We start from the raw sequence: 25,994 nt of genomic DNA on the forward strand, positions 1-25,994 counted from the left end.
GTCGTATCGCGATCCGGTCGATCCTTTTGATCGACCTTCGTATGTGACCGTTCCAATCTAACGGTCACGACGGAGCCGGGTCCATCACGCGACCTTCGCCTCTTCGGCCCGGCGGAGGACTTCCTCGACCCCCCGAGCAAGCGCCGATTCCCGATTTCCCTCGGGGGCGATCAGGCGGGCCGCGGCGTGTGCGGACGGTCGCCCGTGGGGCATGGCCACGCCCATCCCAGCCCAGGCGAGAAGCTCGACGTCGTTGTTGCCGTCTCCGAAAGCCAGGACGGCATCGCGGCGGATTCCCAGGCGGCGCGCGAGGGCCGCGACGCCGTCTCGCTTGTTCGCTTCGCGGGCGCTGAACTCCAGCGACCAAGGCTCGGTGATCGTCACCAGGAGTTGATCTTCGTGACGTCCGCGAATCTCCTTGGCGGTGCTTGCGACGACGCCTGGCTCGTCGATCCAGACGACCTTCTCGGCCGTTCGAAGGCTGAGGGCGGTCAAATCGGTGATCGCCACCGGGTCGTCGCAGAGCCGTTCATAAGCGCCGATCCATTGGGTCCGCTCCTGCGCGAAAACCCGGTCCTCGAGCCAGAGAAGCACGGTGAAGCCGCGTTTCAGTCCTTCAGCGACGAGCCGCGACGCAGCCTCCGGGGCGATCTCGGCCCGGTGGACGATGTCGCCCGTCGTCGCGTGTTGGACGCGGGCTCCCTGGGAGGAAACGACGAAGTCATCCAGCCCGAGCTCCGCGTAGTAAGGAAGCATGTTTGCATGCCGACGCCCCGAGGCCAACACGACGCGGCAGCCGAGCGATTGCAGACGCGCGATGGCGGTTCGGTTCTGGGGGCTGATCTTCTTGTCAGGACCAATGAGGGTTTCATCGATGTCGATGGCGGCGAGGGAGAATTCAGGAGTTTGATTCAGGCTGGACATGAACCGGTCTTTCATTCGAGAGTTGGTTTGAATCGGACGATTTCGATCTCGGACGTTGGTCGACGAACCGCGAACTCGCGGCGATCGTCAGGCCGAACACGACCACGATGGAGAGTGCGAACGAGAGCCCTGCCGCCTGGCTGAGTGCGCCGATGAGCGGCGGGCCGATCAGGAAGCCGAGATAGCCGACGGTCGAGACCGAGGCGATGGCCGCGCCGGAGTCGGGGCCACGGCCGGCGGAGCGGAACAGGAGCGGCACCATGTTGGAGACGCCCAGGCCGACGAGCGCGAAACCCGCGACGGCCGCCGAGTACCTCCGTAGTAAAAGGGTGAATCCCAGGCCGAACGCCACGCTCAACCCGCTCAGGGCGAGGAGAGAGACCGGGCCGAAACGGGCGACCAGCCGGTCTCCCGCGAACCGGCCGCACATCATCACCAGCGAATAAGCCGCGAATCCCATGGCCGCCGCTGATCCGGTTGCGTGGACCTCGTCGACAAGGAAGATGGTCGCCCAGTCCCCCATGGCCCCTTCGCAGAAGAGGGCCAGGAAAGCCAGCATCGCGAGCGGGACTAGCCGCCCTCGGGGGCGCATCGAGGAGGGCGGACCGGCGGCGACGTCCGGCGGTTCGACCTTCGGCAGCGATCTCGACGCCGTTGCGACCAGGCCGAGCAACCCGGCCGCGATGAGAAGCGTCACGATCGGAGGAGGTGTTCCGGCTTTGAGGCCGATCGCGACGAGCGTCGCACCGCCCAGTACGCCGAGACTCCATCCGCCGTGGCAGGTCGACAGGAGCGGCACGCCCCCCTCTCGCTCGACCGCGATCGCGTGGGCGTTCGCCGAAACGTCGATCACCCCCTTCGTCGCTCCGAACAGTAGCGCGGCCAGTGTGAAAAGCGGCATGCTCTCCAGCGTCGCCGCCGCCAGGGCCACCAAAGGGATGGTGCAACAAAACGCCGTCGAGCCGGCCAGGACGACCGTGCGGCTGCTCCTATAAGCCAACGCTCGACCTGTCGCCGGCATCGAGGCCAAGCTTCCCACCACTAGCGCGAACAAGGCGATTCCAAGCTGGCCGTCGCTCAGTCCGAGTCGCTCCTTGTAGGTCGGCAGGTAGGTCGCCCATGACCCGAAACCGATGCCGTCGAGGGCGAAGAAGGCGAAGACCGCGAGCCGTGCGTCGCGATTCGGCGGTGCGAGGAAGGTGGGAGAGATCCTCAGCCGCGTTCGGGCTGGCGTAACATCCATGGAGTGGTTGAGTGGTTGTGAGGGGGGGGCGGCGAGGCGTGGCGTTCGGTTTGGTAATCGCCAGACAACTAGATTCTACGGAGGAGGTCCACCCGCACAAGCCGACCCGGGCGATCTTCACCATATCTTTTTGATCGCCGGCGGTCCCAAATCAACGCTTCATCCTCCAGAATCGACCACGTCGACCCGCGCTCTGGCGGTGGTATGATGAGGGCCTCCCCTCGCGTGCGCCCGCCAGATGATGACGACGAGTCTATTCGGCCGACCGCACGTCCCGCCTACAAGGAGCCTCCCGTGAACCGATTTACGACGTTCGCGATTCTTGCGTTCCTGGTCGCCGCGATGGACCCCTGCCGCACCTCGGCGTTCGACGAGGAACCGGAGCGCATCGTCGTGACGCCCGTCGACGACGGCCGCGCCCTGGTGAATCCCGATATGGGTTGGACGCTCCACTTCTACTCGAACATCATCGCAAATTACGGTTCGAAGCTCGATGCCTCGGATACCCTCGACGATTTCCCGGGTCTTTCGACGATCTACTTGCGAGTCCCCTGGGCGTTTCTGGAGCCCGAGGAAGGGCGATTCAACTGGTCGTTGTTCGATACCCCCGCCCGGCGGTTCGGGGCGAAGGGAAAGAAGATCGCGATCCGGGTCACCTCGACCGAGAGTTGGATGCGGGACGCAACGCCGCGTTGGGTGCAAAAGGCCGGGGCGAAGGGGGTGAATTTCACCTTCGGCGAGGGGCCATCCAAGGACGGTCCGCTCTGGGAGCCGGACTATCTCGATCCAGTCTTCCTGGAGAAGCTCGACGCCTTCCTCGCCGCCCTGGCGAAGCGATACGACGGCAACCCGGACGTGGCGTTTCTCGACGTCGGTTCGTTCGGGATGTGGGGTGAGGGCCACACCGGATTCGGCGCCCAACTCGACGACGCCCAGACGCTGGCCGTCGTCAAGGCGCACGTCGATCTGCATGTGAAGCACTTCAAGCGCACGCTCCTGGCGATCAGCGACGACGTCGCCGGCCCGCAACGGCCTGGCGCGCATCAGCCGGCCACGGATTACGCCCTCTCGCGAGGCGTGACCCTTCGCGACGACAGCATCATGGTCCAGCCGCCTCCGAATTCCTGGTACCACTCCGAGATGGCCCAGGCCTTCTGGCCCAAGCTCCCCGTCATTCTGGAGCACGAGCACTACGGCAGTTCACAGATCCGAGGGGCCTGGGGGGACGGCTCGCTGCTGCTCAAATCGGTCGAGGATTATCATGCGAGCTACATGTCGATCCACTGGTGGCCGCGCATCGAACTGGAGGAGAATCGGGCGGTCATCGACCAGATCAACCGTCGCCTCGGCTATCGCCTGCAGCTTCGATCGGCGTCATGGCCGCGTGAGACGCCCCTCGGCTTTCCGTTCGTCGTCGAGACGGCCTGGGCGAATGCGGGCGTCGCACCCTGCTATCCCGGCGGGTTCGTGGCGCTGACCTTCAAGGACGAGAAGGGCGGGATCGTCTCGGTGAACGTCGACGACGCGTTCGACTTCCGTGCGCTCGAGGTCGGTCCAGCCGATGCCACGCCTGTTCGCGAGGTCCGTTCCGAGTTAGTGGTGGCGATGCCGCATCGAGACCCGCTGGGCGTCTTCACGGTCCCGACCCAACCCGGGACGTACGAGGTCTTCGTCTCCGTCGGCCGCAGAGACGGTTCCCCGGTCTTCGCCCTGCCTCTGCCGGACGAGGATGGTTTCCGCCGCTACCGAATCGGGCGCATCTCGTTCACGGCCCCTGACGAATCCTGAACCGTATCTCATGAATGATGCGGGGGGGTGGAATCGCTCGCGAGGCCGCGTGATAATGCGCGGCCTTGCGAGGCTGCCGATCCGTCCGGCCGAGTCCGACCGTCCTCTCCAGGTGAAGCCATGTCCGCCCCGTCATCCGATCCCGACTTCCCCGATACGTCTCCTTCACTCCCCCGCATCGCCTGGATGACGGTGGCGATGCTCGCGCCGGTGGCCCTGCTGAACTATCTCGACCGGCAGATGCTCGCCGCTATGAAGACGTCGATGATGGCCGACATCCCCGACATCGCCAGTCGCGAGAACTGGGGGTTCATGCTTGGCTCGTTCAAGTGGGTTTACGCGGTGTTGAGCCCGATCGGGGGTTACATCGCCGACCGGTACAGCCGTCGGCTCGTGATCGTGTCGAGCCTGTTCGTCTGGTCGGCGGTGACATGGGTGACCGGCTACGTGACCACCTACGACGGGTTGGTCGCCACCCGCGCCTTGATGGGGATCAGCGAGGCGTTCTACATCCCCGCGGCGCTTGCCCTGATCACCGACTTCCATCGAGGCAGCACGAGGTCTCGAGCGGTGGGCATCCACCAGACCGGCATTTACGCGGGCCTGATCCTGGGAGGGTTCGCCGGTCACGTCGCCGACGCCCCGGACCTGGGGTGGCGGTTCGCCTTTCAGGCGTGCGGCCTGGTCGGCGTGGTCTACGCGATCCCGCTGCTGCTGGTCTTGCGCGATCCCCCGGTCCGTGAGAGCGAACGCGAGCATCGGGGGGCTTCCATGGGGTCGGCCCTAGGCGAACTTGCGCGGAATCGCGACTTTCTGCTCCTGGTCATCTATTTCACGCTCCCCGCGATGGCCGGCTGGGTCGTGAAAGACTGGATGCCGGACATCTTGAAGGAGCGGTTCGGTCTGACGCAGGGCAACGCGGGAGTTTACGCCGTGCTGCCGGTCCAGATCGCCTCGCTGGTCGGCGTCGTCTTCGGCGGCTGGATGGCTGACATGGGTATGCGGCGGAGCGATCGCGGTCGGATCTTCGTCAGCGCGGTCGGGATGATCCTGTTCCTTCCGGCGCTCTTCGGGGTGGGGCTCTCGGAGCACCTGGGACTGGCGGTCGCCTTCCTGATCCTCTATGGGATCGGGTGGGGGTTCTTCGACTGCAACAACATGCCGATCCTCTCGCAGATCGTCCCTCCCGACCGCCGCGCGACGGGCTACGGCGTGATGAACCTCGTCAGTATCAGTTGCGGGGGATTCGCCGACTGGGGGTTCGGGGCGCTCCGCGACCGGCATATGCCGCTGTCGGTCATCTTCGGGGTGTTCGCCCTGATCGCGCTGGTCTCGGTGGCGGTCGTCCTGGCGATCCGGCCCAAACCGGAACTCACCGCGAATGCCCAGCAAAAGGAATGAGTGGTCGGGTTGTACGGGGCTGGTCGTTCGGTCCAGGTTGCCGCGCGAGGCGGCGACCGATTAAGGTGGATCCCGTCTGTCGTGCGACATCGATCGCGTTCCTACACGTTGGCTTGGTCGTTGGCTCTCACCTTGTCAAATCCGGAAAACCCTCGCCCCGATGCCGTCCCGATGGATTTCTCCGCGGGCAAGTGGATCTTGATCGGCCTGGCGATGTTGATCGCTTCCGCTGCCGTCGGCTACTTCAGCTTCGCGCCGCCCGTCGAGTCCCCGCCGCAGGCGGTGCTCGACGACCCGGTGCTGCTTGAAGGACGCTCGGTCTTCATGTCCCGATGCGTCCCCTGTCACGGGGCGGCGGGCAAGGGGAACGGGCCGATGGCGGCAAGTTTCGGCGGCGAGCAGGTTGGCGACCTGACCGACGGCAAGTGGAAGCACGGCGACAAGCCCGAGGACGTCCTTCGTGTGATCCGGGTCGGCGTCAGCGGGACTCGAATGGCCCCCTGGGGGGCCCTCCTCGACGACGACCAGATTCGGTGCGTCGCCGCGTACTGCTACTTCCTCTCGGCCCTTCCGGTGCCGGAGTCGCTGCGCGAGGCGGATCCGGGTCCGGCCGCCGGGCCGCGCTGAGTCCTGGGCCCGGCCGACCTTCGGCCATCAAGCGACGCGGGGATCCTCAGTCTGGATCACGGCCTGGACTTCGATCTCCACCTGTGCGTCGGCGTCGATGAGGGCGGCGACCTGGACCATGGTCAGGGCCGGGCGGATCTCGCCGAACAATTCACCGTGCACTTCGCCGACCTCTTTCCATTTGGAGATGTCGGTCAGGTAGATTCGCGTCTGGACCACGTCCGCGGGCTTGCCGCCGAGCGCCTCCAGCGCCGAGGCGATGATCGCGAACGCACGCCGGGCCTGCGCCGCGAGCGAAGGCGAGTATTTGCCGTCCGCCTCCACCCCGACCGTGCCTGTGACGTGAATTTGATCCCTCACGCGGACCGCTCGCGAGTAACCGATGACACCCTCCCAGGACGAGCCGCTGGAGGCGTGAATCCGGCCGTTCTGCTGGGTCGTCGTGATCTTCACTTTCGAGGTCATGGTTTGCGATTCTCCGCCTGGCTCTCGTTTGATCGGTTCAGGGATCTTGCGGCGATCCACTCTCGGTCAGCGTAGAGCGCGCCCACATCGTGAACAAGGGCTGAGGCCTGCGATCCTGCCGGGACTGGACGGCCGCCCTTCGTGACCTGAGAATGGAAGGACGGCGGATAACCGGGCGGCGAATCGCGAGCGGTGAGGATCCGACGTCGGCCGCAGTCGAGACGATCGTTCCAAACATGATCGCGGATTATTACGCACGACTGGGCGTCGATCCGGGAGCCTCTCCCGCCGAGATCGAGGCCGCGCTGAAGGCGAAGCAACCAGCCTGGTCGATGGGGACTCGCAACCCCAAGACGCGGCATGCCAACCAACTCTTCCTGGACGAGATCCCTTCTCTCCGGACGGCGCTGTTGACCGGCCCCGCGAATCGGGCCGCCTACGACGCCGAACTGGCCGCGGCCGAGAGCGCTCGCCGCGAGGAGAGGCTCGACGAGTTGCATCGACTGGTGCGACTTCGGGCCGCGAAGGGGGGCCTGCATCATGTCGACCGTGATCTTCTCCGGGGTGAGGCCGATCGCCTGGGGATCGACGGCGGCTCGCTCGACCGCCTCATGAAGCCGATCCCCTTCCTGGTCGAGGAGAAGGGGGCCCCCGAGGGGCCCGAGCCGGACGAAGGTCCTCCCGCCGACGTCCTCGACGCCTCGACCCGACGTCAGATCCGAATGGCCCTCGAGCATCTCGAACGCCGCGACCTGTACGACGCACTCGGCCTCTTCCATGACGCACCGCTCGCGGTGATCGCCTCTCGGGCCGACGAAGAACGCCAGCGTTGGATGAAGAAAGCGCAGGTGACGGCGGAGAAGACCGCCTGGCTTGAGATCATCTCACACGCCCAGACCCATCTGGGGACGGCGAAAGGTCGAGCCCGATACGACCGGACCCTGATCCTGGAGGCCGAGGATGTCTTCGAGCGAACGGCATCCTTCGTCGTCCGAGGTCTGGAACGGATCGATCCCGGGACGCACGTCGCTCTTATTGATGAGGCGGGAGCGAAAGGGATCCCTCCGGAACGGGCGCATCAGCTGGTCCGCCGCGCTTGCCTCAAGGCCGGCGTCGCGGTCGACTTCCCCGTGTCTCGATCGTCGGCCTCGACCGCTGGCGTTCGGACCCCGACGGCCCCCGTATACAAGATCCTCCGCTGCCGAAGCTGCGCGGGCGTGACGGAGCTGAGCCCGACCGCCCGAGGAATCGGCTCGGTTCGCTGCAAGCACTGTGGGGCCTCGCTCAAGTGGGATTGTCCGGTCTGCCGCCGGTCGAACCTTGTCGATGCCGCACGATGTGCCTGCGGCTTTCGCCGGGCGCTCCGCGAGCCCCTCATCCAGCATTTCGCTGCGGCTCTGCACGCCTTTCGGACGCACGATTTGTCCGAGGCGAGGAGACATCTGGAGGAGGTCCAGAAGTATGCCCCCCAGCACGTCGGGGCGCGCAACGGGATGGCGAGGATCTCTGAACGGGAGCGGGAGATCGACCAGCTTCGGATGGCTTTCGAGACGGCCGAGGCCGGGGGACGACTGTTCGCCGCGGCCAGGGCCCTGGCCTCATGGCGACGTCTCGTCGCGTCGGGATCGGCGGAGATCGCAACGGCGCGGAATCGGATCATCGAGCGATTGAAGAAGGCCGAGGCGCTATCGGCGCGGGCGCGTCGGCTGGAGCGTGTGCAACCGGCCGAGGCGCGAAAGCTCTACGGTCGCAGCCTCGGGCTTGCAGCCGACCTCCCGGCCGCGCTGGAGGGAGTGGGGCGATGTCCGCCCGACGCTCCTTCGAATCTCGACGCCCTCGTCGTCGACAGCCGGGTCCAGCTTTCCTGGACGCCCCCAGAGCCCGATGGGCTCGGCCCGCTGAGCTTCGTCGTCATCCGTAAGCCGGGCGGTCTGCCGAAGCATCCGGCAGACGGCGTCCGGATCGGAGAGACCGCGACGCCCGAGTTCCTGGACGCGGGCGTCGCTCCGGGTTCGACGGTCAGTTACGCTGTGTTGAGCAAGCGAGGGGCGGCCGAGTCGCTGGCCGCCGTCGCCGCCGGGCCGGTCGTGTTTCTACCAGATGTAGGTAATCTCAGGGCCGACTCACACACCGGCGAGATCGCGCTGGCCTGGGATCCGCCGGCCGGTGCGGCCGAGATCCGCGTGGTCCGGGGACGAGGCGGCTTCCCCGCGAACCCTCGGGACGGGGACCGCATTCCCGCCTCCCACCAGGGAGCGGTCGATCGCGACGTCATCGAAGGAGGCGTCTATTATTACGCCGTTTTTACGATCTATCGTACGCGTGAAGGACGTCGATTTCCTTCCGCTGGGGTGACGCTGTCGGCCTCGGCCGGCGCTCCTCTGACCGCGACAGGACCGCCACGGCTTTCGGTCGAGGCCACGGGCCGTGTACTCATCGAGTGGACGGAGCCGGCTCGGGGGAAGATCCGCCTCCGCCGTACGCCCGTGCCGCTCCCGAATCGGCCCGGCGAGAAGGTTTCCGAGGCTGAGATCGAGGCGATTCCCGGCGATTGGATCGGGGCGATGGGGCCGGGACGCGCCGAGGATTTCACCCCTCCGAGCTCGCCCGCTCCTTACTACACGCCGTTGATTTCCTGGAACGGCGTCCTCGTCATGGGTCGTGGCGTCCGGCTCTCGCGGCTCGCCGATCCTACGTGGCTTCGCGCCATCCGTCTCGACCCTTCTGCGGGAGAGCCGGGCGTCGCTCGCATTCAGCTCCGGTGGACATGGCCTGGAGAAGCTCGCTCGGTTCGAGTCGTGGCACGCCGGGGTGATCGGCCGACGGGGCCTGACGATGCGGAAGCGCTTCGCTTCTCCGTGACTCGCGACGCCTACGAACTCGCAGGGGCCTGGATCCTGCAGGCTCCGACGATGACCGGTGGCGACAAGCTCGAGATTCCCCTAACGAACCACTGGCACATCCGGGTGTATGCGCAGGACGAAGGGGACGCGGGGACGGTCTTCTCCCCAGGAACGGAGCCGACCGCCGAGACGGTCGCGCCGGGACCCCACCCTGAAGTCACCGTCGCCTATCGCTTGAAGCGGCCCTGGTTTCCTGGCCGCCCCTGGACCCTCGCCGTTCGCACCGAACCCGCCGGCGCGGACGTCCCACCGCTGGTCGTCGTCGCGAACTCGCGGGCCGTCCCCGTCTCGGTCGAAGACGGCGAGGTAGTCGCCCGACTTCCCGCCGGCCGCGACGGCGTCAGCCATGTGATCGCCCCCGACCCACGGCTCGCGGAGGACGGCGTCCGGGCCTTCCTGGATCCCGCCCGCGATCCCGATGCCACACCGCCGGTCCGAATTCGACATCCCGAGACGGGGCACGCACGCGTCTAACGGCCCCGAAGCCGGATTTCAAGACTCAAGAGATTACCTAAAAAGGAGTTGGGGCGGATCCTATTTCCGATGAACGCCGCGATTCGTAGCCTGGCCGGTCCTGATCTGGTAGAATCGTAGGGATGGCTGTACACCGGACCTGGCCTGTCTCCCGCGCGACGGGTCCTTTCCGCCGCCCGGTGTCGACGAAGGTTCTCTAAGAGGAAGACGACGAGGCCCGACGGATGAATCGCTACAATCGCGACGCCGACGATTACTACGTGAACGTCAATCTGAATACCGAGATGGAGCTGCCCAGTAACCGTGATACGGTCCTCCACTTTTTTGAGCAGATGAAGAAGGGCTTCCCGGATCTCCGCAATTTCCAGTCTCGCGAGAACGGCGAGCTGATCCTGGAGAGCGACAAGGAGGAAGACGCTCATCGCTCGGTGGCGATCGAGCCTCGCCGCCTCGCCTCGGGCTGCACCAATCCGGAGTCCCTGGCGGACGCCTACCGCCAGCACGAACTCGTTCTGGATCTTGCCCCGCCGCTCCTCTCGATCAGCCTGCTGGACTGCGAAGCGCTCGACGTCATGTTCGGTTTCGACTTCACGTATGAAGGCAACCACGACGAGGTCGTCGCCGAGGCTCTGGGCGTCGGGAACGCCTTGGAGGGCCTCCTGGAATCACCTCGGTCGAAGAAGGTCGTGAACTTCGAGCCCTCGTTGACCTTGGCGCTCGACGAGGCCTGCCAGCTCCAGTGCCGACTGTCCATCGAGACCCGCACGAACACCTATCAGGTCCGGTCGGGCGAGTTCGCCGATGATCAGATCAGCCTGTACTTGACGATCCGCCAGTACTGGGGGAATGGTCCCGAGTTGTCATTCCTGGAGTCGTTCCGCCGCCAGCGCGAGATCGGCGAGGAGATGCTCGAACGCTCGGTCATCCCGCGCATCGTCCGTCCTCTCGCCCAGGTCATCGCCTCTCGCTGAGGCAGGACGGAGTTTTGGCGCGATCGGCTTTCTGTTCCTTGGATCCGCTCCGATGAGTCAAAAGTCGACGGTCGACCCCTGGACGAAGGCGATTCGCCATCTTAAGAAGGTCGACCCGCACCTCAAACAAATCATCGGGCGTGTGGGACCCTGCAGTCTCTCTCCTCGCGAGGATCGCTTCGGCGCCCTCGTCGGTGCGATCGTCTCCCAGCAGATCTCGACCAAGGCGGCGGCATCGATCAGCGAGCGGATATCCGAACTGGTCGGCCGCCCCTACGACCCCCATCGCCTTCTGGAGTTGGGAGAGGACCCCTTGCGAGCCTGCGGCCTCTCCGGGAGCAAGGCTCGCTACGTCCTGAATCTGGCTGCGGCGGTCGTCGAAGGGGCGACGCCCGTCGACCAGTTCGACAAGGGATGGAACGACGACGCGATAATCGACGCCCTGACCACGGTCAAGGGTATCGGCGTCTGGACCGCCCATATGTTCCTGATCTTCGCCCTCAACCGGCCGGACGTCCTCCCGGCTGGAGACCTTGGCGTCCGCGTCGCGCTGCGCGACCGGCACGGTCTCGCCGAGCTTCCCGGGCCCTTGGATTGCCACGCCCTGACGGAGCACTGGCGACCCTATCGCTCGGTCGGGTCCTGGTACTTGTGGCGGAGCCTGGACGTCCGCTGATCAGCGAGGCGAGTCGAGGTTCCCGACGGCCTGCATGACGGCCGTTCCGAAGTCGTTCTGGATCGTCCGGACGCCTGACGCCTGAACCATGAACACGGCGACGATCCCCTCTTTCGGATCGACCCAGAACTGGGTCCCGAAGGCCCCGTCCCATCCGAAACTCCCCGCGCTGCGGAACGTCGCCGCCTGGATCGGGTCGACGACGACCTCGACGGCGAACCCGAATCCCATCCCGTCAGGTCGCCCCAGGCTCCCCTGGAACTTGTCACCTACATGATTCGCAGAGAGCATCTCGACGCCTCGTGGACTCAGGACGCGACGGCCATCAAGTTCCCCGCCGTTCGCGAGCATCTGCCCGAATCGGAAAAAGTCCTCGGCCGTCGAGAGGAGTCCCGCGGCCCCAGACGTATAAGGCCTGTCGAATTCAAAGGAATAGCCACCCTTCTTCAACTCGTCGCCCTTTCGCGCGTGGAACGCGGCGAGCCTCGGCTGGCTCTCGGTCGACGCATAGAAGGATGTATCCTTCATCCCCAATGGTTCGAAGAGACGCTCCTGGAGGAAAACGTCGAAGGGCTTGCCCGAAGCCACTTCGACGATTCTCGCCAGGGTGTCGATCCCGCCGAACGGGCTGTAGACCCATCGGGTGCCCGGTTCGAAATCGAGCGGAGCCGGCGCGATGCGTTGAACGAAGTCGGCCAGCGAATCTCCCTTGCGAGGGAACGTCGAATCGCTGGGAAACTGTTTCTGACCGGGGCCTCCGCTCAGCAGGCCGGACGAGTGGGTCAGAAGATCAAGGACCTGGATCTCACGGTGGGCCGGGACCAGTTCGACTCGGCCGTCGCGCTCGACGGCCACCTTGGGATCCCGGAACCCTGGAATGAACCGCGACGCCGGATCGGTGAGGCGGATTTTCCCCTCCTCGATCAGCATGACCACCGCCGCGGCCGTCACCGGCTTGCTTGTGGAAGCCATGCGAAACAGGGCGTCGCACCTCATCGGAGCCTTCGACTCGACGTCCAGGACCCCTTGAGGTTCAAAATGCACGACTCGCCCGTGTCGCGCTACGAGCGTCACCGCACCGGCGATCTCGCCGTAGTCGATGCGCCGCTGGACGACCTCGGAAATCCTCGGTAATCGATCAGCCGAAATCCCCACTCGCGAGGGATCATCGATGACGCCGAGGTCGACGTCCTGTGCCTCGACGCTCGGAATCCAGAAGATCGCGACGAGGGACAGGACGACGGGAAATCGCATGAGAGTCATGGACTATGGATTCCGAGGAGGTCGATCTGGGGGCGATATTGCTCGGCTCGATCGCGCTCATGACGGAGATGGCGCGTCGTCACCACCCTCGCCAGCCTCGTCCCCAACCTCGCGGGCCCACCGGACCATAAAACCTCGGTCCCCAACCCGGCCGGACGACCGGGTAAGCCCGAGGGACGATCATGGGCGTGGGAGCCGAATAGATGACCCTCGGTCCATCGACGATCACCCGCGAAGTCGGCGCGACCACGGTATAAGGACTGCCGACGACTGGGCCGATCCCCGGCGCGAAGACCGGCGAGGAGCCATACGTCACGTACCCCGGCCCGCCCGTGACGACCGTTCCCCCCACAAACTGGGCCTGCGCCGAAACGGCCGATAGGCTCGCCAGGGTCGCGGTCAGCAGCATCGTCTTGATTCGCATCGGAGGCGCTCCGTCATTGATCTCGAGGAGTGGGAAAGCCTTAACGGTTTCCCGCGGGATATTTCGCGATACTTTCCAGGTCGCAAATCGCTTGCCGAGTTTCAAAGCATCCCAGGTCCTTGGCGACCGGCTCAGTTGAGGATCTCAAGCTTGGGCATCTTGGGATTCTTCAGATTCTGAATGCTGATCTGGGCGGCGAGTTGCTCGACCAGGGCCATCAGGTAAGGCTTCGAGGGAGAGCCGTCCTGTAGCACGTTCTCGATGCGGCCCACGTCACCGCTTTCGCGGAGGAAGAGGTTGAGCGGCACTTCGCCGAGGAATGGAACATCCATCGCCTCGGCCTTACGCCGGGCTCCGCCCTGGCCGAAGAGGTAGGCTCGTTCGTCGCCGGCCTCATCGAAGCAGGTCTTCCCGGCGACGAGTTTCCGCGCCTCTGGTCCGCCGCGTTCCTGAAGGTAGGCGAGTACGTCGAAGAACGCCATGTTTTCGATCATTCCGAGCACCGGCACGCGGAGTTGACGGAACATGGAGATGGCACGCACGGCGTCGAGGAGGGCGACTTCTTGCGGGGTGCAGACGACGACCGCGCCGGTCAGCGGCAAAGTCTGGGAGAGTGTCAGCGGCACATCGCCGGTACCGGGAGGAAGATCGATCACCAGATAGTCTAACTTCCCCCATTCGACCTTGCGGAGGAACTGCTGCATGATCCCGTGCAGCATCGGTCCGCGCATGACGACCGCCTGCTCCGGTTCGAGGAGGAAGCCCATCGACATCAGCTTGAGCCCGCCGGCCTCGATCGGGACGATCTGCTCGCCCCGGGCCATCGGCCTCCCCGTGGCCCCGAGGAGATGCGGAATCGAGGGACCGTAGACGTCGGCGTCCATCAGCCCGACCGAAGCTCCATGAGCTTTGAGTCCGAGGGCGATCGACGCCGCCATCGTCGACTTGCCGACCCCCCCCTTCCCCGATCCGACCGCGATCACATTCTTGACGCCGGGGATGTCTCCGGCTTCCGTGGTCCCCTTCCCGCGAACCTCGGCGGTCATGTTGATTTCGATTCCGAGCCCCGCCGGCAGCCGGCTCGTGAGCGCCTGGCGGACGTCGGCCTCGATCTTCGCCTTGAGGGGACAGGCCGGAGTCGTCAGGTTGACAGTCAGCGAGACTTTCCCGTCGCCGATCCGGATGTCACGGATCATCCCCAGGTCCACCAGGTCACGGCCCAGGTCGGGATCCTTGACCCCCTTGAGGGCCAGCAGCACGTCCTTCTCGGTCAGCACGGTTTCCGACTTGCCCAACATTCCGCGTCATCCCCGGATTACGACGACCCCGATGCTGAATCCCCAGATATTCGATCGCTCCGCGTCCTGCGTGCGATTCGACGAACATGTATTGTAGGCGAACCACGGCCCGACGACTAGAAGACGCGGGGCGACGTCTCTCCCGCGGTGCCCTCTGGGGCGACCCGCGACGACGCGGAGACCAACTCCTCGATCCAGATCGAGGGAGCCCGCGCCGGGTCTGCGGCAGGTGCCCAAGTCCAGCCCTCACGCGCGATCCTCCCCGCAGCCAGCTCAATCCACCGTGAAAGCCAGTCCGCGACATCCGGCGGGGGGACGAACCCGGAGCTCATCTGATCGGCCCCCAACTCCAGGGCCAGCCGTCTCACCTCGGGCCTGTTCTGGGAGTCGACGAGCATCGCCAATGTCGATGATCCCCCCTCGGTAATCAGGGCCAGGTCGCGGAGAGCTGGAAGAGGGTCCGGACCGACCACGATGAGCACGATGGCGCAGGCGGATCCTGAAATGGCACCGAGAGTCTGAGTCGTGGACCTCGATTCCACCAACCGTGCCCCCCGTCCACGTAGTCTCGTCCGGAGCTTCCTGGCCCAGTCGCCGGTGCGCTCATGGAAGACGATCGTGACGACGTTCAAGGTGGGCTCAGGTGTCATGGGTAGAAAGCCTGATAGGCGTACGGTGCCGCATGCGTGATTGCGTGGGTCTTCCCGAGTTTGCTAACATCTTCCTCCGTCTGGCGGTGGAGAATCGACTGCCGACAGGGTTAGGCGTTTGGCCTTTCCACATTCGGGCTGATCGAGTGATTCCTGAAAGCTCTGACATGGGCTGCTGACCGCCGGAGCTGCGTTCTCGTATGGAGCATGTGGTCGAAGTTAAAGATTCTCACATTACCTCGATTAGGGCCAAGCCAGGAGCAGGGACCGCTCGAATCGCGATGACGACATAACGGGCGAATGCCTCATTCGAGTTTACAATTGGATGAATTAAAAGAACTTAAGGTCGCCGAGGGCTGGTTGTATGAAACAGATGCTCGCGTGAGGAAGTGAGAGTGGTGTTCTTCGGAAGAGTCAGCTTGTCTAGATAATGCGCCTTATCTCCTTGACGAGGAGATGTGCGAAGGGTATTTCATAATGTTCGATCTCGGAGAATTCGCGACGTCTCCCCTCTCTCCTAAACATGCAGATCTGCGACGTATGAGGCTGGGGCGACGCAAGGTTTGGCGCCTTCTTGTTTGAAAATCCGGGAATCAACCCTGACTTTCGTGCCGATCCGGGATCCGTGCGTCTCGAATCGCCCCATCTGGAAGACGATCAGGTGGGCCGATCAGGACGTCGGTGTTTTGCACCAGTCCGCTTCAGTCAAAGGATGAACCCGAGTCATGACTTCTCTTCGTGCTTCGCTATTGTGCGCGATGGGTCTGGCGTTTGCCTGCTTCGTTGGATGCCAGAAAGAGGAGCCGGTCGCCCCGCCGCCGCCGCCCGCACCGGCCGCGGCCGAGCCGGCGAAAGACACGGCGCCGGCCCGTGGCTCCTCGACGATCAAGAATGATATGGGCTCCAGCAGCGCCAAGGACACGACCCAGAAGAATTGAATTTCGATCCACGCGTCGTCCTGTTCCCTCTGCTTGCGGGGGGATCAGGACGATTCGTCTCGTCTAGACGCTCCTCTTGAGAGCGTCCCGGCTCAAGAGCTTAGTTTAGTTCGCCTGACAGACTGCTTGCGAGCTACCAATCCGCCTTGCAGTGTTCGTTCGGTTGTTCATTCGTAATCTCATTCGTGTGAGGGGTGCTTGATGCATCATGTGTCTTCAGGCCGTCGCTCGTCGCGCGTCGGCTTTACGCTGATCGAGTTGCTGGTCGTCATCGCCATCATCGCCGTTCTCATCGCACTGCTCTTGCCGGCCGTCCAGTCGGCCCGCGAGGCGGCCCGCCGTTCGCAGTGCGTCAACAACCTGAAGCAGCTCGGCCTGGCGCTGCACAACTACGAGTCGACCTCCGGCTCGTTTCCGCTGGGCGGCAACTCGGCGCCCATCAGCGCCGGCGGCCGTTGCGACCCCGTCACCCACGACGGCTGCTATGACTGGGGGGCGTGGAGCGCCCACTCGATGCTGCTCCCTTACATCGAGCAGCGGTCGGTCTACAACGCCCTGAACTTCATGACCACCGCTCGCGGAGACGGCAATCGCGAGGTCGCCAACTCGACGGGGATGATGACCAACATCGCCTCGTTCCTCTGCCCTTCGTCCACCCCCCCGCCCCGCATCACCCAGAATCGCTGGGATGCCAACGGCGTGGTCATGGGCTTCTTCCCCGGCAACAGCTATTTCGCGAGCGCCGGCTCCACGATCATGTGGATCGGGTGGCCGATCAACAGCCCCAACGGCGTGTTCAACGTCGGTGGCCAGGCCTTTGGCATCCGCGACATCACCGACGGCACGTCGAACACGGTTGCTTTCGGCGAGTTTCGCATCGGCGACTTCAACGACCAGCAGAATTCGATCCAGGACATCGTCGGCGTCCAGTGGAACTCCGTCGGCTGGCCGGGCGTCCCGAATCGTAACATGGACGCCCCGACCGCCAACATGCCGGCCGGCGGCGGCTACCTGACGAACGCCCTCCAAGCGTGCTCGCAGGCCTGGATCTCTCGCTCCGCCGGTGGTTACGGCACCAATGGCCAGCGGAGCTGGAACGGGCGTATGTGGCATGTCGGCAACTACGGCCACGCCCTCGGAAACCTCCTCGTGCCGCCCAACTCGCAGTATCCGTACTGCCAGTTCTACGACTCCAACGGCGACTTCGACTCGGCCGGCATCAACGGCCTCTCCAGCTTCCACCCCGGCGGTGCCAACGTCTGCTTCGGCGACGGCTCGGTCCGCTTCCTCAAGAACAGCGTCAGCTGGCCTGTCCTCTGGGCGATCGGGTCCCGCGCTCAGGGCGAGACGGTTAGCTCCGATTCGTACTGACACGGCCTGCGCTGATTCTAACTCGTGAACAACCCCCCGGCCCGCTTCCGCCCTTCGGCGGAGGCGGGCCGTTGTCATTCATGAGGGCTGTGCAGCCTTACGTGGCGTCGAAGCGGCTGCTACATTGAACAGGAGCTCTTTTCAGGACCCGTCCCTGCCGGACCCCGTCAGAGACGGACACCGCATTCGAGGCATGCACGATGCGACGACGTACGTGGGTGGGACTCGGACTCGCGATGAGCTTCTTGCTGGGCCTCACCGACCGGGCCTCTCTGGTCGCCGCCCCCCCCGCGCCCACGAGCGAGAAGGTCGACTTCGAGCGTCAGGTTCGGGCGATCCTGTCGGACAAATGCTTCCACTGTCACGGCCCGGATCCGAAGAATCGCAAGGCCGGACTGCGTCTCGACTCCAAGGATGGAGCCTTCGGCGAGAGCAAGACCGGGCTTTTCGCGATCGTCCCCGGGGACCCGGACGAGAGCGAACTCGTCGCTAGGATCACCAGCGAGGATGAGGGGGAAAGGATGCCCCCGCGAGCCCTGGGACGTGATCTCTCCCCGCACGAGGTCGAGATCCTCACCCGCTGGATCGAACAAGGCGCGGAGTGGAAGGACCATTGGGCGTTCGTACCTCCCGTACGCCCTCCTGTGCCCGACATCGTACTCAAGGAGTGGGAGCGGAATCCGATCGATCGGTTCGTGCTGGCCCGTCTCGAATCCGAGGGGCTGACTCCGTCCCCCGAAGCCTCGCGCGAACGGCTGATCCGACGTCTGAGTTTCGACCTGACGGGCCTGCCGCCGACGCTCGACGAGATCGACGTCTACCTGAATGACAAGGAGCCCGACGCCTACGGCCGAGTCGTGGACCGCCTTCTCGCCTCGCCCCGTTTCGGCGAGCGAATGGCCGTCGATTGGCTGGACGTGGCCCGTTACGCCGACACGTTCGGTTATCAGGCCGACGTCTATCGCGCCATGTGGCCCTGGCGAGACTGGGTCGTTCGAGCGTTCAACGCGAATTTGCCCTACGATCAATTCGTCACCTGGCAGCTTGCCGGAGATCTGCTCCCCGAACCCTCGCGCGATATGATCCTCGCGACCGCTTTCAATCGCCACCATCGCCAAACGAACGAGGGGGGCTCGATCGAGGCCGAATGGCGGACCGAGTACGTCGCAGACCGCACGATCACCTACGGGGCGGCTTTCCTGGGACTGACCCTGGAATGCGCCCGGTGCCATACGCATAAGTATGACCCGATCACGCAGAAGGATTTCTATTCGCTCTTCAGCTTCTTCAACAACATCGACGAATCGGGCCTCTACTCCCACTTCACCCCCGCCGTCCCCACTCCGACGCTCTGGTTGACCGACGAGGCCCACGAGAAGGCCCTCAGCGAGGCTTCGAAGCGTATTCGAGCAGCGGAGTCCGAGTTGGAACGTCTGGCCGAGGTGCGCCGGGACGGGTTCGATTCCTGGCTTCGGGATCCTGCACGATCGGAAGTCGTTTCGGCCCCTCTAGCCGGTCTACTCGGCGATTTCCCCCTCGACGCGATCGAGGAGGGCAAGACAGTGAATCGATTCGACCCGAGCAAATCCGGCTCGGCGGCAGAGAACCCCAGCGTCGTCGAGGGCCGCGTAGGCCGGGCGATCCGATTCGACGGCGAGAACAGCCTGACGTTGCCGATGGGGAACTTCGACCGCTTCCAGCCGTTCTCGCTCGCACTTTGGATCAAGACGCCCGACCTGAAGGATCGGGCTGTCGTCCTCCGGCGTTCGATGGCCTGGACCGACGCCGGCAGCCGCGGCTATCAGCTACTCATCGAGGAAGGCCGGCTCACGGCGGCGCTCATCCACTTCTGGCCCGGCAACGCCATCGGCGTCGCCTCGCGCGATCCCTTACCCATCAACCAATGGGTCCACGTCGTGCTAACCTATGATGGTTCGAGCCGCGCGTCCGGACTCAAGCTCCATGTCGACGGCCGGCCCGCCCCCCTGATCGTCGTTCGCGACAACCTCACCAAGACGATCACCGGCGGCGGCGCCGACGACCTCGTCCTCGGCCAGAGGTTCCGCGACCGAGGTTTCAAGGATGGTGAAATCGACGAACTCCAAGTCTTCGGACGCGCCCTGACCCCCGTCGAGGCCACGCAGCTCCATGACGGGAAATCCCTCGACGACCTCCTGAAAGCCGAGCTCGCCTCACTCGCGAATGAGGACCGGTCCAGTCTCCTGGCCTACTACCTCGCGAACGTCGACGATCAATACAAGTCGGCCTTGGCCGCCGTCGAGGAGGCTCGGAAGGAGCTCAGCCGCGTCGTCGATCCGATCGACGAGATCATGGTGATGAAGGAGATGGCCGAGCCGAGGCCGACGTTCGTGTTGAAACGTGGCGCTTATGACGCCCCCGGTGATCAGGTCTCGCCCGCAACCCCCGAGAGCCTCCTCGCCTTCCCCCCCGGCCAGCCTCGTAATCGCCTCGGCCTGGCCCGATGGACGACCGACCCGCGGAATCCGCTCATGGCTCGCGTCACGGTCAACCGTTGGTGGCAGTCTCTCTTTGGTCGGGGGCTGGTCTCGACGCCCGAGGATTTCGGTTCTCAGGGCCAACTGCCATCCCATCCGGAATTGCTCGATTGGCTGGCGTGTGAACTCGTCGATTCGGGATGGAACGTCAAACGGACCTGGCGGTCGATCGTCACCTCGGCCACTTACCGGCAATCCTCGGACGCGAACGCCGAACTTTATGCTCGGGATCCGGAGAACCTCCTGCTGGCTCGCGGTCCTCGCGAGCGACTCTCCGCCGAGATGATGAGAGATAACGCCCTGGCAGTCGGGGGGCTTCTCGTCGGGACCATAGGAGGACCGCCGGTCAAGCCATTCCAGCCTGACGGGCTCTGGGAAGAGAAGTCGAGCCAGGTCTACGTGCGAGACGTCGGCCCGGGGAGCCACCGTCGAAGTCTCTACACGTACTGGAAGCGGACGTCGCCCCCCCCCGCGATGCTGACCCTGGACGCAGCCAATCGCGAGGTGTGCTCCGTCAGGCGGCTGCCTACGGCCACTCCCCTCCAGGCGCTCGTTCTCCTCAACGACCCCCAATTCGTCGAGGCCGCTCGCGCCCTGGCGGAGCGCGCGTTCCACGAGGCGGGGCCGACCCCTCACGACCGCGTTGTCTTCCTGTTCCGCGTGCTAACCGGTCGTCGCCCCGACGCCGACGAATCGACGCTTCTGCAAACCCTCTATCGTGAGCAGTACGAAGAATTCTCCTCGGGTCGGGCGGACGCCCACAAGTTGCTGGCCGTCGGCGACGCCCCTCGCGATCCGGCCCTGGACCCGGTCGAATACGCGTCGTTGACCGTCGTGGCGCAGGCCCTGTTCAATTACGACGAGACCGTCACGAAGCGTTGAAGGGAGCGGAGGCGTCATGGCCGAGATTCGTGAACATCGAGACGACCCCCTCTTGATCAGCACTCGCCGCCATTTCTTCTCGCGGACGAGCCTTGGACTGGGTGGGGCGGCGCTCGCGACCCTTCTGGGGGGCGCGGCCGATCCGTCGTCCTCCGGTTCGCCGGACGCCGCCCGGGGCGCTCTGGACGGACCGCATTTCGCTCCCAAGGCGAAACGGGTCATTTACTTGTTCATGAGCGGAGGTCCGTCGCAACTCGACCTGTTCGACTACAAGCCGCTTTTGAATCAGATGAACGGGCGCGATCTCCCCGAATCGGTTCGGCAAGGTCAACGTCTGACTGGGATGTCCTCGAACCAGGCGGCCTTGCCGCTCGCCGGTTCGTTGTTCGGGTTTTCGCGTCACGGCGACTCGGGCGCGTGGATCAGCGAGTTGCTGCCGCACACCGCGAAGGTCGCCGACGACCTCTGTTTCATCCGGTCGCTCCATACCGAGGCCATCAACCACGACCCGGCGATCACCTTCTTCCAGACCGGTTCGCAGATCGCCGGCCGGCCCTCGATGGGCGCCTGGCTGAGTTACGGCCTGGGATCGATGAATGAAAATCTGCCGACGTTCTGCGTCCTGATCAGCCAGAGGCCCGTCGATCAGCCGCTCTACTCGCGGCTCTGGGGCAACGGCTTCCTGCCGTCGATCCATCAGGGCGTCCAGTTCCGATCCGGGGCCGAGCCGGTCCTCTATCTGGAGAATCCACCAGGGACAAGCGCCGCGGGTCGTCGCAAGATGCTCGATCGCCTCCGCGAACTGCACCAGAAGGAGTACGAATCGAGCCTCGACCCGGCGGTCGCCGCGAGGATCACCCAGTACGAGATGGCCTACCGGATGCAGACCTCCGTCCCGGAGGCCGCCGGCGTGGCAAATGAACCCGATCATATCTATGATCTTTACGGACCCGACGCCCGCAAGCCGGGGACCTTCGCCGCCAACTGTCTCCTGGCTCGCCGACTCGCCGAGCGCGGGGTGCGGTTCATCCAACTCTACCATCCCGGCTGGGATCACCACGGCGGCCTGCCCGCCGGCATCCGGCAGCTGACGAAGGAAACCGACCAGGGCTGCGCCGCGCTCATTCACGACCTGAAGCAGCGTGGGATGCTCGAGGACACCCTCGTGCTCTGGGGAGGGGAATTCGGTCGTACAAACTACAGCCAGGGTAAACTGACGCCAACCGATTACGGGCGAGACCATCACCCTCGGTGCTTCACCGCCTGGGCCGCCGGGGGGGGGGTGAAGCCCGGCCTCACGTTCGGCGAGACCGATGATTTCGGCTACAACGTCGTCGCCGACCCCGTTCATATCCACGACTTCCAGGCCACGATCTTGGCGCTTCTCGGCATCGACCACGAGCGACTGACTTATAAATTCCAGGGACGCTACTTCCGACTGACGGACGTCGCCGGAAACGTCGTCAAGGATGTGATCCAGGCTTGAAGCGGTCGGCTCAGGCCACGGTCCTGATGGGGAACCATCTCGCTCGCCGACGCCTTCGCGCGCCTCATGCCCATGGCCTTCATTGGATACTGGCGGGCTGGGCTTAAAGCGACTCGATCGCCGCGTGCCAGCTGCAACTTTGTAGTCGGCCGCATCCGGCGTTCCGTATGCCAGTCGGCTCAGGGACGATCGGCTAGATCTCTCTCAGGTTTGCAAGGTCAGGGATAAGGCTGGCATCGAATCTGCTTGCCTGCATCGGGATTGTTCCAAGGAAGTTCGGCGGGCGCGTCGATGCGTCCCCTTGAGATGGGAGTCACGGCGGTGTCAGACGACGGTCTCTGGTACAAGGACGCGATCATCTACGAGGCCCACGTCCGGGCCTTTTACGACAGCAACGGTGATGGCATCGGTGACTTCCGAGGGCTCACCCTCAAGCTGCCTTATCTTCGCGATCTGGGCATCACTGCGATATGGCTGCTTCCGTTTTATCCGTCGCCCTTGCGAGACGACGGCTACGATATCGCCGACTACACATCGGTGAACAAGCAGTACGGGCGTCTGTCGGACTTTCGCGAGTTCCTGGAAACGGCCCACGATCTCGGACTCAAGGTCATAACCGAACTGGTTTTGAACCATACGTCGGACCAGCACCCCTGGTTCCAGAGGGCCCGCAATGCTCCTCCTGGGAGTCCTGAACGCGATTTCTACGTTTGGAGCGATACGCCCGAGCTTTACTCTGAAGCCCGGATCATCTTCAAGGATTTCGAGCTATCGAACTGGAGCTGGGATCCGGTCGCCAACGCTTATTACTGGCACAGGTTCTACTCCCACCAGCCTGATCTCAATTACGACAACCCAGCGGTCTGGGAGGCTGTGTTCCCGCTCCTGGATTTCTGGTTCAACATGGGCATCGACGGCCTCCGTCTCGACGCCATCCCTTATCTCTACGAGCGTCCAGGCACCAACTGCGAGAATCTCCCCGAGACGCACCTCTTCCTCAAGGCGTTGCGTCGCCGTCTCGACGAGAAGTTCCCCTCGCCGCCCCGAATGTTCCTCGCCGAGGCCAATCAGTGGCCCGAGGACGCCGTGGCGTATTTCGGCGACGGCGACGAATGCCACATGGCGTTCCACTTTCCCGTCATGCCCCGGCTGTTCATGGCTCTCCATCAAGAAGATCGATACCCGATCCTCGACATCCTGGCGCAGACGCCCACGATCCCCGACAATTCCCAGTGGTGCATGTTCCTTCGGAACCATGACGAGCTGACGCTCGAGATGGTGACCGACGAGGAACGCGACTCGATGTACCGCGCCTACGCGCACGATCCCGAGGCCCGCATCAACCTCGGGATTCGCCATCGCCTCGCCCCCTTGCTTCATAACGACCGCAGGCGGATCGAACTGATGACCGGGCTCTTGTTCTCGCTGCCGGGGACGCCGGTTCTCTACTACGGCGACGAGATCGGCATGGGGGACAACATCTATCTCGGAGACCGGAACGGCGTGCGCACGCCGATGCAGTGGTCGCCGGATCGAAACGCCGGGTTCTCGACCTGCAATCCGCAGAAGCTCTACTTTCCCGTCATCATCGATCCGGAGTATCACTACGAGGCCGTGAACGTCGAGAGCCAGCAGGAGAATCCGAGTTCGCTCCTGTGGTGGGTCAAGCGACTGATCGCGCTTCGCAAGCAACACCAGACGTTCGGCCGCGGAACGATCGAGTTCCTCAGGCCGGAGAACTCACGAATTTTAGCGTTCATACGACGATATAAAGATGAGTCGATTCTGGTCGTCGCGAACCTGTCCCGCTTCATGCAGTACGTCGACCTCGACCTACGTGAGTTTCACGGTTTCGCCCTGGAAGAGCTTTCAGGCCACACCCTCATGCCGCCGGTCGACGACCGGCCCTATCGTCTGACGCTCTCCGCGTATGGTTTCTTCTGGTTCCTGCTCAAGCCATCGGAGGTGGGGGTCAATACGGCCGATAAGGAGCCGCTGCGGATTTCCGACCTGCCCGTCCTGGCCATCAAGCAGGATTGGCGGACGGAGCTGGCCCGAATGGACTCGATGAGGATCGGGCGGCTGCTTCCGAATTTTTTGGAGCGCCGTAGGCCGGTCGGCATGTCGAGGATCACTGAAGTCAACGTGACCCGTTCCGTGCCGGATCCAATGGGCACCGGGGACGTCCAGTGGCTCGTCGTCGGGGCCGCGTTGGAATCGGGTGACGTGGAGACGAACATCCTACCTTTGATGTTGATTTCGGAGGAGCAGGTCCCGAACCTGCTCGACCCCGGGCCGGGAACCTTCCTGGCGCAAACCCTCAAGCCTCATGGCGGAGTTCTTTGCGACGCGCTGACGGTCCCTTCATGCGGCGAGGAGATCGTCCGAGCGATTCGAAATGGGATGACGGTGCCGCTCGCCGACGGAGAACTCGCTGCGGTCCCCCTGATGGGACTGACCGACCTGGAACTCGGTGGGGCACCTCTGGTGCCGACGCAGCTTATCCGCAGCGAGCGGTTCAACACGACCTTGATCTTCGACGAGCGACTCACCCTCAAGACGTTCCGGTGCATCGACTCTGAGATCAACCCGGACTTCGAGATGCGTTCGTTCCTCTCGACCCGCCAGACGTCGCTCATCGTGGCGCCCGTGCTGGGCTACCTCGAGTATCGGCGCGTTCACGGCGCGCCGGTTACGATGGCCGTTTTGAACCAGTTCGTTCCCAACCAGGGAACGGCGTGGGCGCTGACGTTGAACCATCTCAGTCAGTTTTACGAACGGGTCGCCGCGCACCTCCACCGACGGAGCGTCGAGTCGGAATCCCACGTCGAGTCGCCCGAGCCGACGACCAACGAGGAGTCGATTCTCGAAGGGTTGATGGCGGGCTTCGAGGTCCACGCCCAGCACCTCGGCGTCAAGACTGCGCTGCTTCATCGGACGTTGGCATCGGACAAGACGACGCCGGAATTTCGTCCCGAGTCGTTCGGTCGGCTGTATCAAAGGTCTCTCTACCAATCGACGCGGAATCTAACCCACCAGGTCTTCACGCGCCTTACAAGCGTGCTCGCCAAGTTGCCCGAGCCGACGAGGACCGAGGCGGCCGAGGTGCTGGACCTACGCGAGCAACTACTGGCTCGGTTCCGACAGGTCTCGGATCGCAGCTTCGGCGGCTCGCGGATCCGAATCCACAGCGATTACGAACTGGATCAGATTCTCTATACCGGGGCCGAACTGGTCGTCTACGATTTCGAGGGCGACGCCGACGACTCATCGGGCGAACGACGGGTGAAACGGTCGCCGCTCCGCGACGTGGCGTCGATGATCCGTTCGTTCGATTACGCCGCGTCCAGCGTTCTATTCGATCTCGGCAGGAAGCAGGCCCGGCCCCCGGGCATGGTCCGGGAGGAGGATCGATCAGCCCTGGAACCGTGGGCGAGGCGCTGGGTCGCTCGGGCGGCGAGGCATTTCCTTGAAGCTTATCTGGAGGCCATCGACGAGCCCGGCCTGCTTCCCGAGAGCCGCAACGACATCGACCTCTTGCTGAACATTTTGCTGCTCGAACGCACGGTGGACGACATCGGACGCGATCTCGCTCGCCGACCCGATTGGGTCGCCATCCCGATCCGGGCTCTCCTTCGCGAGCTGCAGCCTCAGCCGGCAGCCGCCTCGTCTCCTGAGCAGCCTTCAGCTTGAT

The 25,994-nt window shown here is 64.2% G+C and carries 16 protein-coding genes and 1 pseudogene; 11 read left to right on the top strand and 6 right to left on the bottom strand.

The window, feature by feature from the left end; genetic code table 11:
• Positions 1-84 precede the first annotated feature (84 nt).
• Together VT85_RS16465 and VT85_RS16470 are read right to left on the bottom strand one after the other, a co-directional pair.
• The gene (locus VT85_RS16465) at positions 85-924 is read right to left on the bottom strand and encodes a Cof-type HAD-IIB family hydrolase (protein WP_068417579.1); all 840 of its coding nucleotides are present in this window, start codon (positions 922-924) and stop codon (positions 85-87) included.
• Positions 899-2,221 (bottom strand): annotated as a pseudogene (locus tag VT85_RS16470) (MFS transporter); the annotation flags it as partial. The gene VT85_RS16465 and the pseudogene VT85_RS16470, both read right to left, overlap by 26 nt.
• A gap of 240 nt (positions 2,222-2,461) precedes the next feature.
• On the opposite strand from VT85_RS16470, the gene VT85_RS16475 reads away from it, so the two are divergent.
• The 3 genes from VT85_RS16475 (at position 2,462) to VT85_RS16485 (ending at position 5,983) form a co-directional block, all read left to right on the top strand.
• Positions 2,462-3,955 carry a DUF4832 domain-containing protein gene (locus VT85_RS16475; protein WP_068417582.1) on the top strand — a complete coding sequence of 498 codons (1,494 nt, stop codon included), beginning with the start codon at positions 2,462-2,464 and terminating at the stop codon, positions 3,953-3,955.
• A gap of 120 nt (positions 3,956-4,075) precedes the next feature.
• Positions 4,076-5,356, top strand: a complete 1,281-nt coding sequence (locus VT85_RS16480) for an MFS transporter (RefSeq protein WP_068417585.1) — start codon at positions 4,076-4,078, stop codon at positions 5,354-5,356.
• Between the two features lie 171 nt (positions 5,357-5,527).
• On the top strand, positions 5,528-5,983 hold the full coding sequence (locus tag VT85_RS16485) for a c-type cytochrome (protein ID WP_068417588.1): 456 nt from the start codon (positions 5,528-5,530) through the stop codon (positions 5,981-5,983).
• A gap of 27 nt (positions 5,984-6,010) precedes the next feature.
• On the opposite strand, the gene VT85_RS16490 is transcribed toward VT85_RS16485, so the two are convergent.
• Positions 6,011-6,508, bottom strand: coding sequence for a RidA family protein (locus VT85_RS16490; RefSeq protein ID WP_197490805.1), 498 nt, complete (start codon positions 6,506-6,508; stop codon positions 6,011-6,013).
• Between the two features lie 176 nt (positions 6,509-6,684).
• On the opposite strand from VT85_RS16490, the gene VT85_RS16495 reads away from it, so the two are divergent.
• The 3 genes from VT85_RS16495 (at position 6,685) to VT85_RS16505 (ending at position 11,472) form a co-directional block, all read left to right on the top strand.
• Positions 6,685-9,825 carry a fibronectin type III domain-containing protein gene (locus VT85_RS16495; RefSeq protein WP_068417598.1) on the top strand — a complete coding sequence of 1,047 codons (3,141 nt, stop codon included), beginning with the start codon at positions 6,685-6,687 and terminating at the stop codon, positions 9,823-9,825.
• Between the two features lie 224 nt (positions 9,826-10,049).
• Complete coding sequence (locus VT85_RS16500; protein ID WP_068417603.1) at positions 10,050-10,796, top strand: hypothetical protein; 747 nt, start codon at positions 10,050-10,052, stop codon at positions 10,794-10,796.
• A 52-nt stretch (positions 10,797-10,848) separates the two neighbouring features.
• The gene (locus VT85_RS16505) at positions 10,849-11,472 is read left to right on the top strand and encodes a DNA-3-methyladenine glycosylase family protein (protein WP_068417605.1); all 624 of its coding nucleotides are present in this window, start codon (positions 10,849-10,851) and stop codon (positions 11,470-11,472) included.
• Here the strand turns inward: VT85_RS16505 and VT85_RS16510 are convergent, their stop codons facing one another.
• The 3 genes from VT85_RS16510 to VT85_RS16515 all read right to left on the bottom strand — a co-directional run bounded on the left by VT85_RS16510 (position 11,473) and on the right by VT85_RS16515 (position 14,457).
• On the bottom strand, positions 11,473-12,735 hold the full coding sequence (locus tag VT85_RS16510; protein ID WP_082858653.1) for a serine hydrolase domain-containing protein: 1,263 nt from the start codon (positions 12,733-12,735) through the stop codon (positions 11,473-11,475).
• A 79-nt stretch (positions 12,736-12,814) separates the two neighbouring features.
• Entirely contained in the window at positions 12,815-13,159 is a 345-nt protein-coding gene (locus tag VT85_RS27720) for a hypothetical protein (RefSeq protein ID WP_156512903.1), read from the bottom strand.
• Between the two features lie 131 nt (positions 13,160-13,290).
• A complete protein-coding gene (locus VT85_RS16515; protein ID WP_068417611.1) occupies positions 13,291-14,457 on the bottom strand; it encodes an Mrp/NBP35 family ATP-binding protein in 1,167 nt (388 codons plus the stop codon).
• Positions 14,458-15,832: 1,375 nt separating this feature from the next.
• Here VT85_RS16515 and VT85_RS27725 point away from each other — a divergent pair.
• The 5 genes from VT85_RS27725 (at position 15,833) to treS (ending at position 25,993) form a co-directional block, all read left to right on the top strand.
• On the top strand, positions 15,833-16,045 hold the full coding sequence (locus tag VT85_RS27725) for a hypothetical protein (protein ID WP_156512904.1): 213 nt from the start codon (positions 15,833-15,835) through the stop codon (positions 16,043-16,045).
• Between the two features lie 201 nt (positions 16,046-16,246).
• Entirely contained in the window at positions 16,247-17,416 is a 1,170-nt protein-coding gene (locus VT85_RS16525; protein ID WP_082858654.1) for a DUF1559 domain-containing protein, read from the top strand.
• A gap of 200 nt (positions 17,417-17,616) precedes the next feature.
• A complete protein-coding gene (locus VT85_RS16530) occupies positions 17,617-20,814 on the top strand; it encodes a DUF1553 domain-containing protein (protein WP_068417619.1) in 3,198 nt (1,065 codons plus the stop codon).
• A gap of 16 nt (positions 20,815-20,830) precedes the next feature.
• The gene (locus VT85_RS16535; protein WP_068417622.1) at positions 20,831-22,300 is read left to right on the top strand and encodes a DUF1501 domain-containing protein; all 1,470 of its coding nucleotides are present in this window, start codon (positions 20,831-20,833) and stop codon (positions 22,298-22,300) included.
• Between the two features lie 291 nt (positions 22,301-22,591).
• Positions 22,592-25,993: a maltose alpha-D-glucosyltransferase gene (treS, locus tag VT85_RS16540; RefSeq protein ID WP_068417625.1), complete on the top strand. Its 3,402-nt coding sequence runs from the start codon at positions 22,592-22,594 to the stop codon at positions 25,991-25,993.
• The last annotated feature ends 1 nt before the right edge of the window (position 25,994 follow it).

This window comes from Planctomyces sp. SH-PL62 (assembly GCF_001610895.1).
Classification (GTDB): domain Bacteria; phylum Planctomycetota; class Planctomycetia; order Isosphaerales; family Isosphaeraceae; genus Paludisphaera.

What these genes read in the sequence shown, in the direction of transcription:
- VT85_RS16465 (WP_068417579.1), bottom strand. Translation starts at nt 924, where the DNA reads ATGTCCAGCCTGAATCAAACTCCTGAATTCTCCCTCGCCGCCATCGAC.
- VT85_RS16480 (WP_068417585.1), top strand. Translation starts at nt 4,076, where the DNA reads ATGTCCGCCCCGTCATCCGATCCCGACTTCCCCGATACGTCTCCTTCA.
- VT85_RS16485 (WP_068417588.1), top strand. Translation starts at nt 5,528, where the DNA reads ATGGATTTCTCCGCGGGCAAGTGGATCTTGATCGGCCTGGCGATGTTG.
- VT85_RS16495 (WP_068417598.1), top strand. Translation starts at nt 6,685, where the DNA reads ATGATCGCGGATTATTACGCACGACTGGGCGTCGATCCGGGAGCCTCT.
- VT85_RS16500 (WP_068417603.1), top strand. Translation starts at nt 10,050, where the DNA reads ATGAATCGCTACAATCGCGACGCCGACGATTACTACGTGAACGTCAAT.
- VT85_RS16505 (WP_068417605.1), top strand. Translation starts at nt 10,849, where the DNA reads ATGAGTCAAAAGTCGACGGTCGACCCCTGGACGAAGGCGATTCGCCAT.
- VT85_RS16510 (WP_082858653.1), bottom strand. Translation starts at nt 12,735, where the DNA reads ATGACTCTCATGCGATTTCCCGTCGTCCTGTCCCTCGTCGCGATCTTC.
- VT85_RS27720 (WP_156512903.1), bottom strand. Translation starts at nt 13,159, where the DNA reads ATGCGAATCAAGACGATGCTGCTGACCGCGACCCTGGCGAGCCTATCG.
- VT85_RS16515 (WP_068417611.1), bottom strand. Translation starts at nt 14,457, where the DNA reads ATGTTGGGCAAGTCGGAAACCGTGCTGACCGAGAAGGACGTGCTGCTG.
- VT85_RS27725 (WP_156512904.1), top strand. Translation starts at nt 15,833, where the DNA reads ATGACTTCTCTTCGTGCTTCGCTATTGTGCGCGATGGGTCTGGCGTTT.
- VT85_RS16525 (WP_082858654.1), top strand. Translation starts at nt 16,247, where the DNA reads ATGCATCATGTGTCTTCAGGCCGTCGCTCGTCGCGCGTCGGCTTTACG.
- VT85_RS16530 (WP_068417619.1), top strand. Translation starts at nt 17,617, where the DNA reads ATGCGACGACGTACGTGGGTGGGACTCGGACTCGCGATGAGCTTCTTG.
- VT85_RS16535 (WP_068417622.1), top strand. Translation starts at nt 20,831, where the DNA reads ATGGCCGAGATTCGTGAACATCGAGACGACCCCCTCTTGATCAGCACT.
- treS (WP_068417625.1), top strand. Translation starts at nt 22,592, where the DNA reads ATGCGTCCCCTTGAGATGGGAGTCACGGCGGTGTCAGACGACGGTCTC.